The organism is Teredinibacter turnerae T7901, assembly GCF_000023025.1.
GTDB classification, from domain to species: domain Bacteria; phylum Pseudomonadota; class Gammaproteobacteria; order Pseudomonadales; family Cellvibrionaceae; genus Teredinibacter; species Teredinibacter turnerae_B.
This window is the reverse complement of the sequence record NC_012997.1, coordinates 2,394,572-2,411,874: the sequence shown is the minus strand read 5'-3', so window position 1 is coordinate 2,411,874 and position 17,303 is coordinate 2,394,572. Positions and strand designations below refer to the sequence as shown.

18 protein-coding genes are annotated in these 17,303 nt (G+C 49.0%); 5 read left to right on the top strand and 13 right to left on the bottom strand.

The annotated features are described in order from the left end of the window. Window positions 1-143 precede the first annotated feature (143 nt). Window positions 144-314 (top strand): hypothetical protein, encoded by a 171-nt coding sequence (locus TERTU_RS22005; protein ID WP_187148804.1) that lies wholly within the window; start codon window positions 144-146, stop codon window positions 312-314. A gap of 269 nt (window positions 315-583) precedes the next feature. On the opposite strand, the gene TERTU_RS10065 is transcribed toward TERTU_RS22005, so the two are convergent. Both TERTU_RS10065 and TERTU_RS10060 read right to left on the bottom strand, forming a co-directional pair. Beyond that, window positions 584-1,810 carry an ABC transporter permease gene (locus tag TERTU_RS10065; RefSeq protein WP_015817909.1) on the bottom strand — a complete coding sequence of 409 codons (1,227 nt, stop codon included), beginning with the start codon at window positions 1,808-1,810 and terminating at the stop codon, window positions 584-586. After that, the gene (locus tag TERTU_RS10060) at window positions 1,800-2,651 is read right to left on the bottom strand and encodes an ABC transporter ATP-binding protein (RefSeq protein WP_015818366.1); all 852 of its coding nucleotides are present in this window, start codon (window positions 2,649-2,651) and stop codon (window positions 1,800-1,802) included. Before TERTU_RS10060 ends, TERTU_RS10065 begins: the two co-directional genes overlap by 11 nt. Between TERTU_RS10060 and TERTU_RS10055 the strand changes: the two genes are divergently transcribed. Then, complete coding sequence (locus TERTU_RS10055) at window positions 2,641-3,249, top strand: DUF3299 domain-containing protein (RefSeq protein ID WP_028882649.1); 609 nt, start codon at window positions 2,641-2,643, stop codon at window positions 3,247-3,249. The genes TERTU_RS10060 and TERTU_RS10055 overlap by 11 nt on opposite strands. A gap of 3 nt (window positions 3,250-3,252) precedes the next feature. Then, window positions 3,253-3,744 carry a hypothetical protein gene (locus TERTU_RS10050; protein ID WP_015818392.1) on the top strand — a complete coding sequence of 164 codons (492 nt, stop codon included), beginning with the start codon at window positions 3,253-3,255 and terminating at the stop codon, window positions 3,742-3,744. Window positions 3,745-3,816: 72 nt separating this feature from the next. Here TERTU_RS10050 and TERTU_RS10045 read toward each other — a convergent pair whose 3' ends face one another. The 7 genes from TERTU_RS10045 to TERTU_RS10015 form a co-directional block, all read right to left on the bottom strand. Beyond that, complete coding sequence (locus tag TERTU_RS10045; RefSeq protein ID WP_015816989.1) at window positions 3,817-4,704, bottom strand: metal ABC transporter solute-binding protein, Zn/Mn family; 888 nt, start codon at window positions 4,702-4,704, stop codon at window positions 3,817-3,819. Between the two features lie 4 nt (window positions 4,705-4,708). Then, window positions 4,709-5,575: a metal ABC transporter permease gene (locus TERTU_RS10040; protein WP_015817461.1), complete on the bottom strand. Its 867-nt coding sequence runs from the start codon at window positions 5,573-5,575 to the stop codon at window positions 4,709-4,711. Then, on the bottom strand, window positions 5,572-6,306 hold the full coding sequence (locus TERTU_RS10035; RefSeq protein WP_015820766.1) for a metal ABC transporter ATP-binding protein: 735 nt from the start codon (window positions 6,304-6,306) through the stop codon (window positions 5,572-5,574). Before TERTU_RS10035 ends, TERTU_RS10040 begins: the two co-directional genes overlap by 4 nt. A 198-nt stretch (window positions 6,307-6,504) precedes the next feature. Beyond that, window positions 6,505-7,044: a DUF2796 domain-containing protein gene (locus tag TERTU_RS10030; RefSeq protein ID WP_228378305.1), complete on the bottom strand. Its 540-nt coding sequence runs from the start codon at window positions 7,042-7,044 to the stop codon at window positions 6,505-6,507. Between the two features lie 117 nt (window positions 7,045-7,161). Beyond that, complete coding sequence (locus TERTU_RS10025; RefSeq protein WP_041590412.1) at window positions 7,162-7,773, bottom strand: DUF1826 domain-containing protein; 612 nt, start codon at window positions 7,771-7,773, stop codon at window positions 7,162-7,164. Between the two features lie 28 nt (window positions 7,774-7,801). After that, window positions 7,802-9,025 carry a zinc metallochaperone GTPase ZigA gene (zigA, locus tag TERTU_RS10020; protein WP_015820235.1) on the bottom strand — a complete coding sequence of 408 codons (1,224 nt, stop codon included), beginning with the start codon at window positions 9,023-9,025 and terminating at the stop codon, window positions 7,802-7,804. 279 nt (window positions 9,026-9,304) lie between these two features. Then, window positions 9,305-10,360 (bottom strand): DNA-binding protein, encoded by a 1,056-nt coding sequence (locus TERTU_RS10015; RefSeq protein WP_015820422.1) that lies wholly within the window; start codon window positions 10,358-10,360, stop codon window positions 9,305-9,307. A gap of 189 nt (window positions 10,361-10,549) precedes the next feature. On the opposite strand from TERTU_RS10015, the gene TERTU_RS10010 reads away from it, so the two are divergent. Next, window positions 10,550-11,551, top strand: coding sequence for a site-specific integrase (locus TERTU_RS10010; RefSeq protein WP_015816988.1), 1,002 nt, complete (start codon window positions 10,550-10,552; stop codon window positions 11,549-11,551). Window positions 11,552-11,756: 205 nt separating this feature from the next. Further along, a complete protein-coding gene (locus tag TERTU_RS10005; protein ID WP_015819019.1) occupies window positions 11,757-13,484 on the top strand; it encodes a potassium/proton antiporter in 1,728 nt (575 codons plus the stop codon). Between the two features lie 251 nt (window positions 13,485-13,735). Here TERTU_RS10005 and TERTU_RS10000 read toward each other — a convergent pair whose 3' ends face one another. Genes TERTU_RS10000 through ttuC form a run of 4 tightly spaced genes read right to left on the bottom strand, consistent with a single transcriptional unit; the run spans window position 13,736 to window position 17,289 of the window. Continuing rightward, the gene (locus TERTU_RS10000; protein WP_015819883.1) at window positions 13,736-15,358 is read right to left on the bottom strand and encodes an FAD-binding oxidoreductase; all 1,623 of its coding nucleotides are present in this window, start codon (window positions 15,356-15,358) and stop codon (window positions 13,736-13,738) included. Beyond that, complete coding sequence (locus TERTU_RS09995) at window positions 15,358-15,990, bottom strand: hypothetical protein (protein WP_015820419.1); 633 nt, start codon at window positions 15,988-15,990, stop codon at window positions 15,358-15,360. Before TERTU_RS09995 ends, TERTU_RS10000 begins: the two co-directional genes overlap by 1 nt. 4 nt (window positions 15,991-15,994) lie before the next feature. Further along, window positions 15,995-17,014: a decanoyl-ACP acetylenase TtuB gene (gene ttuB, locus TERTU_RS09990; RefSeq protein ID WP_015817111.1), complete on the bottom strand. Its 1,020-nt coding sequence runs from the start codon at window positions 17,012-17,014 to the stop codon at window positions 15,995-15,997. A gap of 11 nt (window positions 17,015-17,025) precedes the next feature. After that, window positions 17,026-17,289, bottom strand: a complete 264-nt coding sequence (gene ttuC, locus TERTU_RS09985; RefSeq protein ID WP_015818925.1) for an acyl carrier protein TtuC — start codon at window positions 17,287-17,289, stop codon at window positions 17,026-17,028. Window positions 17,290-17,303 lie beyond the last annotated feature (14 nt).

Here is a 17,303-nt window from a genome sequence, read left to right as displayed (position 1 = left end):
ACGTCGGGGTGCCGCATCACTCGATAGCGAAATTTTAGCCGCAACAGAATGAATCGAATTAGTGTTAACAGGCCCTTTGAGGGAACACCATCAAGCCGCAAATCCCTGGCAGCGACTCACGGATCTATAAGTATTACGGCGAAATGAGTGGCAAAATAGCCACCACCATACCGTCGTACGATGCCAGTGATGGTCTGGATGGTTTTCACACTCTGGACATAAGAAACAAGCGGGTAAATATTATTGTTGGTCAATATTTTCAAGGAGTCGTGAATAAAAAAAACCAGTGGACTCCCTTCTTCCTTGATGAATAACAATATAAGGATAAAGGTTTAATATCTCACACGGTCAAGCAAAGATTCACCTGCTGAGGTACCGCCAGTTGACTCTGGTTCGATCTACACAATTCATCCGGGCACACTAACTGAAGGTAGCGTTAGACATGGCTAATCCACACGAGTACTGTGGATATCGAGTGTCGTTGCTGTGGTACGACTAACCCCAAGTAGAAGCGAAATCATCAGGTTAATAAAGTTTGGCAGTTATACAGTGTATTGATGAAGGAAACCAATTGCTGAAAACGCTAACGCCGGCTTTCTCCGTAGGCCGAGATCGCAGGTAGAAAACTCACAACTACAGTAACGCCCAATATTAATAATATCGGGACTAAGGCGTCTCCAGTGAGCACCGCGGGGCTGATTGTCAGACCGAATTGACTGACCATAGAGCTTTGTGCCAACCACAGCCCCGAACTTAATAACAGGGCCGCCAAACAAATGCTCATACTTACAACAATTAAGGATTCAATTTGTATTAGAGTAAAGATAAATAACGGACTGGAACCTACGGCTCTAAGCACCATAAACTCATGACGTCTCTCGCGCATTGCAGCTAGCATCATGGTGGTAAGGCCTATGAGCGCTGCCCCCAGCACCAGCCACGATATAAACGTAAGAATATTTTCTACCGTTCCCATCATCCGCCACAAATCCGACAATGCAATACCTGGCAAAATCGCCAGCAAGGCTTCTTTTTTGAATTCGTTTACCTTGCGCTGATAGGTGAAAGTAGACAGTTTGGAGTTCAGCCCAACCATAAACGCCGTAATGCTGCTGGGCGTTAGGTTCTGATCTTTTGATACGTGCGTATATTTCGATAAATCCACACCGGACTGCCACCCTTTATGGGTCGCGTCTATACCATCGAGCCTGACATGGACAGTCTGATCAACTGGCGTACCTGTTGCGTCTAATATGCCAACGATAGTAAATGGATTATGCTTGTGTTCGCTGAAGCTGTTGGCGCTAATACCGTGTGTGAGCGTTATCTTATCGCCAATTTTATAACCCAGGCGTGCGGCTACCTCGTGCCCAAGAACAGCTTCAAAGGTACCGGTAAAAGGTCTTCCTTGTGCGAAGGTAAGGCTGCGTTTGTTTGCATACTGAAAATGTTCGAAGTACGAACCCGTTGTCCCCAGAACCCGAAAGCCTCTGTGAGAATCACCCAGCGAAATAGGAATTGTCCAGGCAACAGCCTTTGACGAAGCCAGTGCTTGATAGCTGTCCCAGCGGATATTGTTGGTGGCATTGCCTATTCTGAAAACCGAATAAAGTAAAAGGTTGATTTGCCCCGTGCGGGCGCCAACAATCAGATCGACGCCTGAAACCGTATTGGTGAAATTGGTTTTCGCTTCAACTCTAATGTGTTGGATGGCCAACAATACAAAAATGCTAATGGTGATAGACGCGATAGTAAGGCCAACGGTAACTTTTCTGGCCCAAAGGCTTTTTGCTGCGAGACTAGCTATCATGACTGGCTCCCTCGCTTTGGGCGATATCAGGCACAGCATTCAAGCTTGTTAAATTTAACTCTGTATTAAAATACCTCGCAAGCGATCTATCGTGGCTGACAAATACAATTGAGGCGCAGGACTCCTTAACACACGCCATCAACAGTGCCATAAAATCGTCGCGAGATTCAGTGTCGAGAGCCGAAGTGGGCTCATCCGCGATAATTAATTCCGGGGCATTAATAAGTGCCCGCGCTATTGCAACGCGCTGTTGCTGCCCGATACTTAAGGCGCGAGTCTTGTGTTGCATAACGTCTTTTGCCAAACCCAGCTTTTCCAGCAGCTCCGCCGCTCGACTAACCATTTGTCCTTTAGGCGCGGCTTTTCGTCCCGAAAAATGCTGGGCAACGGCGATATTGTCCGCCACTGTAAGCCAGGGAATCAGATTGAATTGCTGAAATATTATGCCGATGTGCCTGGCTCTGAATTTATCACGCTGCGGCCCGCTGAGCTTGCTAATCTCGGTTCCCAGAACGTTGACCGCACCGCTGGTCGGTATGAGTAGCCCGCCGAGCAGGTTGAGTAATGTTGATTTTCCAGACCCGGAAGGGCCGTAAATGAACGCACTTTCACCCTGAGGCAGTTGCCATTTATCGATATTTAATACGCTTTGACGACCTTGGCCATAGCTAAACTGCAAGTCATGCAGCTCGACGGCACATTTACCGTCAATTTTATGGAAAGGTGAAGCCGGTTTTGACATAACAACAATAATAAAAATAGGGTTTATCGTAAGACAATATACAAATATAATGATATATCCTATCACCTTCTTGTTTGAGACACACCCTATGGCGCGCACAAAATTTATCGCTTGGCACTACGTTGTTATGCTGCTACTAGCGCTTTGCGTCCAGCCTCTGTCTGCTACCACCACTGAGGATGCGGGCTCTAAACAAAGGAACGGGTATCAGCTCATAGAGTGGGTCGAACTGATGCCCGACGACGACCTGGAGGCCTTGCTGAATCCTCCGGCGTATTTGGATAACATCGCTGATGGATCAGAAGCCGATCAGATTGGGAGCCAAGCAGCAGAAGCCGCTGCCAAGCAAAGCAATGACCGCTACCAGCAAGCTTTAACGTCAACCAAAGTTCGCCCCGAATTTAACCAGCGCAAAATCAGCATACCGGGGTTTATTGTGCCCCTGGCTTTTGATGAGAATATGGTTATCACTGAATTCTTTTTGGTTCCATTTTTCGGCGCTTGTATTCATGCCCCACCGCCGCCGCCAAACCAAATGATTTATATCCGTTACCCTAAAGGCTTGAAGCTGGAAAACCTATACGATCCCTATGTCGCAGAAGGCTCTTTAATTATCGAGGGCCACAAATCGGACGGAATGGGAGCTGCGTCTTACAGTATGAACGTGGACAACCTGTCACCCTATACGGAGAGTTAATCAATGAAAACATCATTGAAAATAGTGGCTGCAGCGATCGCAATAGGTTCAACCACGGCATTCCCCTATGCTCTCGCTTGCCCGTTCCACCAGCAATACGGCTATAGCAGCCATCCTTACGGTGGTATTGAAAAGTGGCGATCGGCGGCCAATACCAGCCTACGTGCGGCTACCACTGCTGCGGGAACTCAATGGGTTGAACTTACACTTCCCCCGCTGGTTGCCGCAAATCGAAACGAAAAATCTGAGATTAAAGTAGCCTATACCAACGCTAACGATGTCAACGACCTGGAAGTACAGCTGGAAGATATTCCAGAGATTTCAATTGTCAACGTTGAGCACATACAAAGTGATTCAACAGCCGGATTCTATATTTTCACTGTCGTTCCTGTTAAAGACGGCATACACAAGCTTTCAGTTGTGGCAAAAGCACGTACTACTAACGGTGATAAAACACTGCAAAAGTACCTCTATTTAAATGCCCTTGAAGCTTAGCGGCTGAAGTGCTCAGAACCTGAAGCGCTCTGAAATAGATGTGTGTTTAAAAGGCAGGGCAATGCTGACTGCCTATTTAAGTGCGCCGCTTAAGGTTCTCAAGTTGTAGTTCATCATCTTTAAATACGTCGAAGCGGGCCCTTCTCGTTCACTCAATGCATCGGAGTACAGGGTTCCACCAACCGAAACGCCCGCCTCCGCTGAAATCTGCTGGAGAAGCCGTTTATTGCTGATGTTTTCCAGGAATAACGCTTTGACGTTTTTCGTCTTGATCTGCTGAATGAGCGCCGCGAGATCGGCTGCACTTGGTTCTTCGTCGGTACTTATTCCTACCGGCGCAATAAAGGCCACCTTTAAATCGCGGCCCAAGTAGCCAAAAGCATCATGATTAGTAATGACTATGCGATTTTGAATGGGGATATCTGCAAATGAACGCTGACTGCGTGCAATTAGCGCATCCACCTGTTCAATAAATGCCTGATATCGATTATCTAGATCGGCCTTTCTATTGGGCAACGCCTCGATCAAAGCCTTGTTGATATTTTTTGCATAAATCTTGATGTTCTGCAGGCTTTGCCACGCATGCGGATCCACCTCATCGCCGTGGTACATTTTACGTACCCCTGCGCTAGCTTCGATCGCCGCTCCATCAAACCCCGAACTTTGTATAAGTCGCGACATCCAACCTTCGAAGTTCAACCCATTAAAAATGAGTAAATCCGCGGCCGATACCGCAACCACATCAGATGGTCTGGGTTGATACAGGTGGCCATCGCTATTAGCACCAACCAGATTGGTAATTTTCACATTATCGCCACCGAGTTCTTTCGCCAGATCAGCCAGGATCGAAAAGCTGGTTACGACATTTAAAGGTGATGGCTGGTAATTATCCGCATTCGCGCGAGCCAGACTGCACAAAATGAGGATCAACGAACAGGCAAATTTGGCGAAATATGTCATAGCACTACCCGGTGTAATGTTTGTTCTGAGTTATTTTTGATATATACCCGCCTTTTTTTCCGACCAGCAACGAAATTACATAGAAGACGCCAAGGCAGAGCACTATTGACGGGCCGCTTGGAAAATCCCAATAAAATGAAAAAAGAAGACCGCAATAGCAGCCGATAAACCCTAGGAGAAGCGATAACAGGAGATGCGCTTCAAGCGTTTCCACCCAGAGTCGTGAAACGGCCGATGGCAAAATCATTAACCCAACAGCCATGAGAGTCCCAAGCGCGTGAAATCCAGCGACAAGGTTAATCACCATTAAAAACAAAAATCCGAAATGTGAAAAAGCCCCGAACACACTGCGCATCTTTAAAAACTGGGGGTCTACACACTCAATAACTAACGGGCGGTACAATAACGCAAGCAAGAGCAAGCTCGTGGAGCAAATGGTTCCGAGAAGTAGCAGCATATCTCGATCCAATGCGAGAACATTACCGAATAGCACATGGAATAAATCCACATTGCTCTTCTTAACGGAAATGATTAACACACCCAAGGCGAGAGAAATCAAATAAAAGGCACCCAAGCTGGTATCTTCTTTAATATGCGTATTCCGGGTAACCCAGCCTGCGGCAAGCGCGACTAGCAGGCCTGCGCACATTCCCCCGAGCGTTAACCCAAAAAGCGATAAGCCGGAAAACAGGTAAGCGATCGCCACGCCGGGCAGAATTGCGTGCGCCATTGCATCACCCGTTAAACTCATGCGCCGCAACGTCATGAAGACACCAACGGGAATTGCACCCACGCACATGGCTAAGCAGCCGACCAGGGCGCGTGACATAAACCTATATTCAGAAAACGGCGCAACGAATTCCAGTGTCATGCCGCTTTAACACGTTTGCAAATCGGGGCTTGCTGATCAACAGCTTCAACCATGCGCCTGGCCTTTTTTAGATTCTCGTTTGAAAGTACCCAATGGGTTGCACCATAAGCAATGCATTCGCGCGCGAGCAATAGTGATGTCGGGCATATCTCGCGTACGTATGGCAGGTCGTGAGAAACAATAACAACGGTTCTTTTCTGTGCGTGCCACGTCAGAATGACTTCGGTAAGATCGCGGGTAGTCTCTGTATCCACAGCATTGAAGGGTTCATCCAACAAGATGGTTGAACAATCCTGAACCAGAACACGTGCAAATAGCGCGCGCTGCAGCTGACCGCCCGAAAGCGTGCTGATCTGACGTTTTTCAAACCCCGATAACCCGACAGAGTCGATCGCCTGGGCACAATATTCCTTATGTTCGGGTGTCATGGATCGACTTATACCAACGGCTTTCCACAGGCCAGAAAAAACCAGCTCCTGAACTGAAATTGGTATCTCCTTGTTGATCAGCGCCTGTTGGGGTAAATAGGCCACACCCTCACGTTCTATGCCCAGTATTTTACCTTCAGAAACCTTTTCCAACCCCATTAATGCGTTAAGTAATGTCGATTTTCCTGCGCCATTTGGGCCCACGAGCGCTACCAGCGAACCCTCCGCAATCACGGCTGACAAATGATGCACCGCAGGGTGGCGATCGTAGGTAACCGTGACATTTTCAAGAAAAATCGGCATAGTCAAATCAACCTTAATATCCAAAACCAAACGACGAGTGCGATGCATGCCGCAAATGTCAGTCGGGAATAAACGCTCCAAAACAACAACGGTCTGATGTCGGGTATTCTCAGTTTAATTTTTGTAACCACGGCGTTTAACATCTCTAGATCGCTGCGCACCTGTTTATATTGCCCCAGGAACTGGGGCAACCACACCTCAGGGTGCGAGCAATAGTGTCGAATGCGATGCGTCGAGAGTGGCTGAGCTTTGACGATTAAATGCGATCCATTCTGCAGTGATTTTCTTGAATCCGGGGAATACGTCAAATAATTTCACAGCCATTTTTATTTGACGTTGGTCGGCACATTGCCAGTCGTAAGTCGCATCGAAATCCATATGCTGACCCTCGTGACCCTCGTGACCCTCGTGACCCTCGTGACCCTCGTGACCCTCGTGATCCTCTCCGTCTTCATGAACGCCTTCATCATCACTATGCTCATGCCCAACTTCAGGTATTTTTACATCCGTGCGGCTCAGCCTGCATGAACGCGTAAGCTCGAAGAGTTTTTCTGGCGCTTTTAACGTGGCTAAAGCGTTGGCATAAATTTCCCGCTCAGACTCATCTTGAGGTGCATGCTCAAACCCCATCACATTCGCAGCTGGGGTTTCCAGAGCCACGAGCAAATGCCCGCGCTCGAATACCACCGTTAATTTACCTTCTCCGTGCGTATGTGCCTTTAGCGGTTCCGCGAACACATTGACACAAAAAGAAACACACATAATTACTATAAATTGACAAAATCTCATCGTTATTTTCCACAACGGCAGTAAGGGTCAGCACCCAGTAATTTATTTCAGACACGCAAGGAATGACTACACGCAATCCAGCGTGAGCACACAGCGCGGCGAATGAACATTAGCATTGGCGGAACGGTGTATCAGGCCTTTGCCTTCGTTACCCTCCCAGATTTCACCCTTCATAAGTGCCACCTGTCCGCTACCTAATTGGTTTATCGGCGCCGAATCTGGAACCACGACAAAGCCACTGCAGTCTCTGCTAGCGAATGCGTTCTCAACCCACTCAGTCCCGTCGCCGTTATAGGTTGTAATCAAGCGCGCAGGAACTCGATCCACATGAAAGCGCGGACACATGGCCCGGGTTAAAACAGCCAGCCGTAACCCCACTTCCCGCAGCGCGAGCAATTCCGAAAACATGTCCGACAGCAGAACAATATCCTGGATAAACTGAGACTTGCCGGGTGCGGGTGGCAAATCTTTAATGAGATGTTTTTCCACCGCGGCGAGATTTCCGACAAAGCGTGTCGAGTAATGGGTAAATGCTGCGCTGAGGTTCTGTCCATAGGAAGCAACATCCTCAGTGAGTGAACGATGCCATACGGCAAGATTACAGTCCGAACGGTAGATATCGGTCAGTGCACTGGGGTCGTCATCGGCCTTAAACAGCCGCTCTGCGGCACTACTCATAGTCAATGCACTACTCATACTCAACGCACTACTCAATGCTCTGCTCCTCGCTTAGTTGCTCCGCCCAGGCTGGGAAAGGATCAGACAGCGTCTGCCAATATTCTTTGCCCGCCAATAGCTCATCATCCGTCAGCAAGCAGTCATCAAGCGAGGCAGTAAGATTTGTCTGATCCAGCCCCTGACCGATAAACACCAATTCTTGCCGCATATCCCCAAAGGGTTCGATCCAATTTTGTCGAATGGACGCGAGATAGTCTTCGTCTTGTGGCCATTGCTCTTTGGGGACGGCCTTCCAAAACAAGCCAGCAAACCCATAGCGTGCAATCCCACCAGCCTGATTCCACTGCCCTGCGTATTCTGGCCGCGTCGCCAGCCAAAAGTAGCCCTTGGAGCGAATTAACTTGCCTGCGCGGTCCTTAGCGTGCAAAAAGTCGTGAAATTTTTGTGGATGGAACGGCTTGCGCGCCTTATATACAAAGCTCGAAATGCCGTATTCTTCCGTTTCGGGTACATGCTCCCCACGCATTTCCTGCAGCCAACCAGGCGCCTGCTGCGCCTGCTCGAAGCTAAATTTTCCCGTACCTAACACATCGCCTAACGGAACTTGCCCGTTAATGATTGTTTGAATGGAAGCACCCGGGTTCAGGGTTTTAAGTACCGCGCGCGTGCGCTCCAAGTGTGCACCGCTTACCAGGTCCGCTTTACTAATAAGTATTACATCTGCAAATTCGATTTGATCTACCAGTAAATCTGCAACAGTACGTTCATCCTCTTCGCCAAGGCTCTCACCGGTTTCCTGCAGGTATTTGGCTTCATCGAAGTCGCGCAGAAAGTTTGCGGCGTCTACCACTGTTACCATCGTGTCCAGTTCGGCGACATCGGAAAGGCTCACCCCAGTTTCGTCTGCGAAGGTAAAGGTTTCCGCCACGGGCAATGGTTCTGAGATGCCCGTGGATTCAATTACGAGATAATCAAACCGGCCCTCCTTTGCAAGCTTGTTTACCTCGATCAACAAGTCCTCGCGCAAGGTGCAGCAAATACACCCGTTACTCATCTCTACGAGTTTTTCCTCGCTTCTATTAAGAGCGACCTCCTTTTGCACGGTAGTCGCATCTATATTCACTTCGCTCATATCATTGACAATAACCGCTACACGACGCTGCTCGCGATTATTAAGAATGTGGTTTAGCACTGTCGTCTTGCCAGCGCCGAGGAACCCTGAGAGTACGGTGACAGGTAATTTTTGATTCATTTAAGATCCTGCTAAGTGTTGCTTACCCGGTTGTCGTTCGCGTAAAAGGCGGAATGGCAGCACCTGAACCGATACCGCACCCCAACAACCGGTAACGTTATGATATACCATATCATTATGTTTGCGAAAATCCCTCGGTGTCAAGCATTAGGCGCACGAGGGTGCGGGTGACAGGACGTTAAAGTCGTGCTGCTTGTGTTAGCCATACGACAGCAGTAAGGAAGTGCAATGCAGGAAAGATCCGTTTGCTAACTTTTAAACAAGTTTGATTAGTCGCGCCTACGATTCACGCGCGCCAATAATTTGCTTAAGTTGCCCCTGTAACACTGCCAGTTCCTTTAGCAGCTCACGACTCTCCAGCGTCCGGTCAGCCAGCGCCTGTCGGCAACGCTCCAACTCTTTATCCGTACGCGCTAAGCTTTGATTAACCAACAACAACTCTTTTTCGCTGGCTTTGTTGGCGTTTGCCGCCAGGGCAAGCTTTTCGATTACAGCGGTATTGTCCGCTTTTAACTGGCTGCTCTGCGCGTGCTCAACCTCAAGGTTTTCTGTTAGCTGACGAACCTGGGCGGCCAAGGTGTCACATTGATGGGTAGTGCGTATCTGGTCCTGTTCAAGCGCGAGATTGTGTTTACGCAAGGCTTGATTTTCTGCCGCCGCCTGTACCCCCCGCTCTTCAAGGGAGGCCACCTGCGCTCTCAGCGTGTCAATCTGTATCATGAGCTGCTGGTTTGCGGTGCGAAACTGCTCACGCTCGCTCTGGCGATCCTCCGCACTGCGTTCCTGATAGTGGGCGAACTGCGCGCGCGCGTCACGATTTTCCTGCTTGAGCTCGCTCACGGCGTCACGCGCTTCCATCAATAAAGCGTCTGCCTGCTGCAACTTCAGGCTTTCGCGTTCCAGCAAGCCCTTAGTATCAGTCAAATCAGCGGTTCGCTTCTCGAGAGCCAGCTCCGTGGCCGCCAACGTCTGCGCTAGCTGTTCCACCTGTTTGGCCAGGGTGCTTGCCTCGGCTTGCGACGCGTTAAACCGCTCACTCAACGCATTTAATTCCGCTTGCTGAAGGTCGTGAGCAGTTGCAATGCGCTTATCCGCTGCAGTGTTTACCTGACCATACAATGTTTTTAGTGCGGTCAATAATTCTTCCGGCAAGCCATCTGTATTCACCTCTTTCACTCTTTCAGACCGCCAGCGCTTAAGTAGCGGTGCAATGGTGCTTTTACTGCCGGTCCCTAAACGTTCCCTAACGCGATCAACGGTTGGCTCCTCCCCCGCTTCCACAACAGCGGTAGCAGCGTTGCTTATGTCTTCGAACGTAACGCCCAGGCGTGCCATCAATAGCTCCAAAGCTTATCTAGATTACGTAACATGTAATATTACATTATTAGCGCTAAAAATAGCCACTCCAAAAGAGCTATACCTAACCTTCGATAATGTATATTATCGTGAGTTATGCTTTCTTTATGAAGATATTTGTGCCGTTATACTGGTACATCCCCACTTAACATTGAGGCTTACCCAAGGGTGGACAAGAACAACGCGGGTCTTACATTACGTAACGAACAAGCACCAAGCACGCAGCAAACAAACCACGAAGAGCTTCAAAAGTACCTTCGTGCGGCTACTGCAGACAACACACGAAAAACCTATCAATCGGCCATTCGGCAATTTGAAAAGTGGGGTGGCCGCCTACCAACTGAGCGAGAGACGGTAGTTCGCTACCTGTTAGACAAAGCCAGTGCATTAAACCCGCGAACACTCAGCTTGCACTTAACCGCAATCAGCCAATGGCACTACTATCAAGGCTTCGCAGACCCGGTACGTGACCCAGTGGTTCGTAAAACGCTGGAAGGCATCACAAGGACGCACGCTAGGCCAAAACAAAAGGCTAAAGCGCTCCGGCTGGAGCATATCGCCCATATGACAACCTATTTGCGCGCCTTACCAAAAAGCAAACAGACCTCTCGTGATTTGGCTCTGCTACTTGTCGGCTTTTTCGGCGCATTCAGAAGAAGCGAGCTGGTAGCCATTCAGCTGGAACACTTGGTGTGGGAGCCGGAAGGCGTGTTGGTACGGTTGCCGCGATCAAAAACGGATCAATCAGGTAGTGGTTTAATGCGTGCGCTACCTGCCAGCAAGAACTCAAGCTGCTGCCCAGTTGTTGCATTAAAGGGATGGATTAAGATCGCAAACCTGACAGATGGCCACCTTTTCAGGCGTGTTAACCGATGGGGAGCCGTGGGCGATAGACCTTTAGCTGCAGGAACAGTCAACGAACGACTTAAAGCCATAGGTGAAGCCTGCGGCTTCGATTTTGTACCAGATATGAGTAGCCACAGCTTACGCCGCGGCCTCTCCACCAGTGCCGCGAGGGAACGGGTAGATTTTGCACTTATAAAAAAACAAGGTGGCTGGCGCAGCGACAGCACTGTGTGGGAATATATCGAAGAAGGCCAACAGTTCGATGAAAACGCAGCAAATATACTTTTGGAAAAAATGGCCAGGCTCGTCTCGGTCGAGAACTAACGCTGCGAACCAACTCCCAGTAATTGTGCGCAAATTTAACTTCGGCAGCCGCGCTACCGATCCTCAGATACACCCCGCGCGGAGGTAATCCACAAGCCCGTTTAACAGACACATTCAGCAAAGACAGTACTAACCCAATACGCGGCAAGAGTTCAAATCGCTGCGTTGAATAATTTGAGTTGACTACAAGGCCCTCCCGCACTCTATGATCATCGAGCTTATCTATCAGCATATTTTCGGCGCGTCGCTGCTCGCTTTGCTATGTATTGTCGTTAGCGTTTTTACGCAGCGCATTGGCGCACCTATATTGCTGGTTTTCTTGATACTGGGAATGCTCGCCGGGGAAGATGGTCCTGGCAAAATCAATTTTAACGATTTTGGCCTCGCATTTTTATTTGGCAATATCGCACTGGCCATTATTATTTTCGACGGTGGTTTAGGCACGAAAACGTCAACCTTCCGGGTGAGCCTCAAACCTGCATTATCTTTGGCTACACTTGGCGTTGTCGCCACCGCAGGCATAACCGGCTACGCCGTGCAGCTTATTCTTGAACTACCTTGGAAAGAAAGCCTACTTATTGGCGCTATAGTCGCATCAACAGACGCCGCCGCAGTATTCGGCCTACTACGCGGTGCAGGCCTTGAAATAAAAAAGCGAACCGGGGCGACGCTCGAAATTGAGTCCGGGTCAAATGATCCAATGGCAATCTTTCTTACCATGACTCTCGTGCAAATCATGCAAATCGAGAGCGATGGGAGCCACGCGGGGATGTTTTTACTTGCCCTGCTCCGCCAAATGGGCCTTGGATTAATAATGGGTTTTGCTGGTGGTGCACTTTTGGCACAACTGCTCAAGCGTCTTCCACTACCCGCGTCGCTCTACCCATTGTTAGCTTTGGCTGGAGCCGTTTGCCTGTTTGGCTTTACTACGCTGCTTGATGGCAGCGGTTTTTTGGCCATTTTTATCGCAGGCGCGCTTATTGGAAATGCGCCACTCACATCGGGTAGCGGCATCCAAAAATTTCACAATGGCTTGGCCTGGCTAAGCCAAATCGGCATGTTCCTCATGCTTGGGCTACTCATAACGCCATCCCATATCTTGCCACTCGTGCTGCCAGCATTGGCAATAGCGTTTGTACTCATTTTTATCGCCCGGCCAATCGCTGTCGCTTTTGCGTTGCTGCCATTCAGATTCCCCTGGCGGGAACAGGTCTTTATAAGCTGGTGTGGTCTGCGTGGGGCAGTACCAATTATCCTCGCTCTTTTTCCCTCCCTCGCCGGCTTGGAGAATACCCAGACCTACTTCGAACTCGTGTTCTTCGTTGTGCTTGTGTCACTTATCATTCAGGGTTGGACCATTGCTCCCGTCGCGCGCTGGTTAAAGCTCGAAGTTCCACCCGCAGATAGAGAACCCGAGTATGTGCAAGTCGCCATCCAAAATGCGCACAGTAGTACGGTTACCGTTTATCCAGTAACCGGTGAAAGTAATGCGGCAGGCTTGAGTACACCGCAACTCCCTATTCCCGAGTACGCGCAGTTAATGGGGGTTATTAGAGAAGGGAAATTACTCAACAATTCTGGTAAACATACGCTACAAGCTGATGACCGCGTCGTGTTTTTAGTCGGCCAGGGTTCTAGGACAAAATTGAATCGCGTTTTTGCTCCCGCTGGCAATAATTTTTCGCTTTCGTCCAGTCACTTCCTAGGCGAATTCACTCTCAGTCCCACCGCTCCTTTGGCAGAGGTTGGAGCAATATATGGATTCTCAGCGAAAGAAGAGGATAAAACAAAATCCCTGGAGGCGTACATACTTAGCAAGTGCGGTAAAAAACCGGTTGTTGGCGATAAAACTCAGATTGGGTCAGTGGAGCTGGTGGTGCGGGAAGTGGTAGACAATCGCATCAGCGCAGTAGGTTTGAAACTGCCTAGCTAGGGCCTGTTAACACTAATTCGATTCATTCTGTTGCGGCTAAAATTTCGCTGTCAAGGCGTTTGGAGCGTAGTTTGGTTGTTCCAAATGAGCGATAAACAACGCTGAGAGCGGGATTTTAGCCGCAACCCGCAGGGCTGGGCCTGTATTTCCAGGCTGATGCGTTATTTTTCGCTCGTTTAGCCCGCTAAACAACGCCAAAAATGCCTTTCATCCTGAAAATACAGGCTCCAGCAGAGCGAATTGAATTAGTGTTAACAGGCCCTAGCATCTCTAGGTCCAGCACTCAAGCCATAGCGGCCTGGAGCAATAATTCCGTCAGGGTCCAGTAATTGTTTAATTCTCTGGCTGGTGCGCGACAGCTCTGTGTGGTTATTACAAAATTTTCGGTAACTATCAATATCCAACCGATAGGGTAAAAACCCCTCGGCAGCGCACTGCTCCAACAAGTTGGTCATGATAGTTTTTGTTCGCTGTACGGTATCTGCATTCTGGCGATCGAATTCAAGGCTGATGACCGCCTCGATACAACTCCTGTTCATTGTATTCAACGTAATCGCAAACTTCACCAGATACGTGCGCTCAAACTCCTGCGTAATCTGGTGAAATTTTTCAATCGCGCTGCTGCACATTGGCAGCAGTGGGGTACAAAATATCAAACCTCCATCACTCGGAAAGTCCGGATTTTGCCAGTTAGCCTGCTCATTGCAAAATGGCCAGTACGCACTTCGCAGCGCCTCACTACTGGGTTTTCCCAATGCATAACCCAAAAGCGGCGTAACCGCCTCCAAAAATATTAGCTGGCGCTTCAAACCAATAAGACGCATCGCATTTTTTGCTATTCGTAATTTTTCAGCGGTCAGCCACCCGACTTTTCCGTAAGCCCCTAACGTCTTTTGCACTATCTTTTTATGTGCTTTTACACAGTGCCGATTGCCGGCGATAACACCAACCGCAGACCAGTCACCGCGTGATGTGCGATTAACCAAACCCTCGCACTCCCCCCGAGTTAGGGTCACACCGTATTTCTTTGCGGCTTCGAATACCAAGGGCGCAAGGGTGATTTCCCGGCGTTTATGGTTACCAACATGCACAACGCAGTCGAGAATTTTTTGCTGGAGCAGCAAACGCAGATCGTCTATCACGTTTGCCACCATCCGAGTCTCACGGATATTCGCGATGAAGACGAAGTGCGATTCCTGCTTTGGCAGGAGCGTGAGTGTGGCGGATATGACAATGCCAAAATTGGACTGCAAAAAAATCCCGGTGAGGTTAGGGCCTAGCCCATGGGGATACAGGTGAGAAACCAAGGAGTTGGGTGCCTCGCCAAAACCTGTTTTAACAATTGAGCCATCGGCCAGCATAACTTCGAGCTGCACCAACTGGTCGACGCGAAGTGTATTGTATGCAACGCCACGCTCGAGAAGATTCCCAATAACGCTGCTCTCCCTGCTGGAGCCAGTTACATCCATGTAAAACGGTAGGTTCTCCTGCAGAAGGTGCTCATATACTTGTTGTTGGGTTACGCCAGGCTCTAAAGTTATCGTACCGAAAACGGGGTCGATATGCGCAATCTTGCTCATACCAGAAAGATCCAGTACAACACACCCGTTTTGCACCGGCAATCGCGAGCCCATTCCCCAGTTTTTTCCCTGGCTTACGGGGTAGAGGCCAAGTTCAAACTTTTTACATAACTGCAATACTATGCGAATCTGCGGTATATCACGAGCTTGTACAACGGCAGCAATTCTGCGCGAATGGCCACTAACACACTGCTCGAAGGCCTGAGCCAACGCCTTTTCCAGTACGAATTCCGCCCCGAGCGCATTGCGCGCTTCGGTAATAAAATCGGCCACTCGAGTGTCGGCGACTTCCATTAAGCTAAAGTCAGCCTGTTTTCTTGCATTGCGTTCTGAACGCTGGGATCGAGTACTTCCCAAGCCTCTTCGGCACCGTATTTAAGATTTACCCGAGCAGGAAAGAGTTGATAGCGGTGATTATCACCTTCATAAAACACATCCGGCAGGTGCGACAGCCACTCGACGTCCATAAGCAGCTCAACAAAACTTTTGTTTTCGAACAAGCTCAGATTATCGTTATAACCTGATTTAGTGCCATGCAAAAACGTGAGATAGGTTAATAACGGCCACAATCTGAATCGACTGCGATATTCCGGATGCACAATGCCTTTTGACGAAAAATAGCAACTTTGTAGCTCCTCCCCTGTGGCGCCAGTCATTTCCGGGTAAGGAGATTGATCGACAGGCATACCAACCATGGCAGCTACCAAAATACCAGAATGGTAAACACATACATGGTGGCAGGTATAATCTTCCGGCAGCAATAGCTGGTCTTCCTTCAGAAATGCCTGCTCTTCTCCGTAGACCATTTTACGCAGTTCGAACAAACCTTCGGGTATCTCACACAAATAGGTTTTTAAAATAAATGTCTCGCCATCAATATCTAGTTCAAGCGGGCCCTTAGTTAAAGTATGGAGTTCCTGCAACATACGGCTACGCCACTTTGCGCTTTCGTTCAATATGCTCGGGCGTTAGACGTCGCACCGACCACGCAAGCCCAAGTTTTTCAAATACCCAAATAAAATACCAGGCGATATCGATTTGCCACCACTTCAAACCTAACATCGCAGAAAGCGGAAATGCATGGTGATTATTTTGCCAGGAAGCACCAAACGTCGGGATCGCGCACCAAAAATTATTTGCACTATGATCGCCCGTTTCAAACGGTTTTGAACCATATCGATGTGCAAAGGAGCCATTTAGCCAGGTAGAATGCGTAACAAAAAACATGCGTACCAAACCACCCCACAAAAATCCGGTAAGCGCGCCGTACCAGCTGTTGGTGACGATTCCGCCGATAGCTGCCGGTATGATCAGGCCGAGAATTAAAATGGGAAAGTAGAGATCGTTAATGGCTTTTGTCAGCGGGTCGCGGGTGAGATCTTCGGTGAACAGTGCACTGTTAGTTACCTTGTCGTTTACCATCCAGCCGAGATGCGCATGCAAGAGGCCGCGGCGCAAATTTAGCTCTTCTGGCTCAGCCCCGGTGTGGCAAGTATGCGGCGAATGCGGATCAAGCGCTGTGTCACTATGGATGTGATGACGACGGTGAGTGGCCACCCAATATATTACTCCCCCTTCACCCGCCATTTGGCCGAATACCATCAGCAAATAATGAACAAAGCCAAATGTTTTAAATGTACGATGCGCAAACAAACGGTGGTAGCCCATCTCAATACCAAGATTTGTCAGCAAATACATGCCGACAAGCAAGGCGATATCCAATTGAGAAATGCCGTTTTGATATGCCAGATAGAGTGCAGCAACCAGACCCAACAAGGGAACGATAATAGTTAAGTAGGCGATAACTTTTTGCGTCGCCTGCACGCCAGGGTCGTTAAGCGTAACTCGCGCATTTTTCCGCGATTTTTTACGCGGTGCCACTGTGCTTACTCCTTCGAGATCCATCCCGGTTTGCGGCTGCGCGAGGGCGTTGTCAAATGTATTACTCATCAGATGCCCCCCTATTTCGCGGCAATAAATTGCGATAGCGCATGGATAGAATTATTTTTGCGGATGGATTTAATACCTATCGCCACTCCACTCCACTCACTAAGATCTGCCACTAAACCCACAACAGCAGACGAATCCAGCCCGAACTGGTGGAACGGCGTATCAAAATCAATCGCACTTTCGCTAATTTCCAATACGTCTGCAATGTATTCAGCGAGCCATTGCTGAACATCCTCAGCAGTGATTGTTGGTTCTAGTGTTTCTACAGTTGTCATTGGGTGCCCCACTC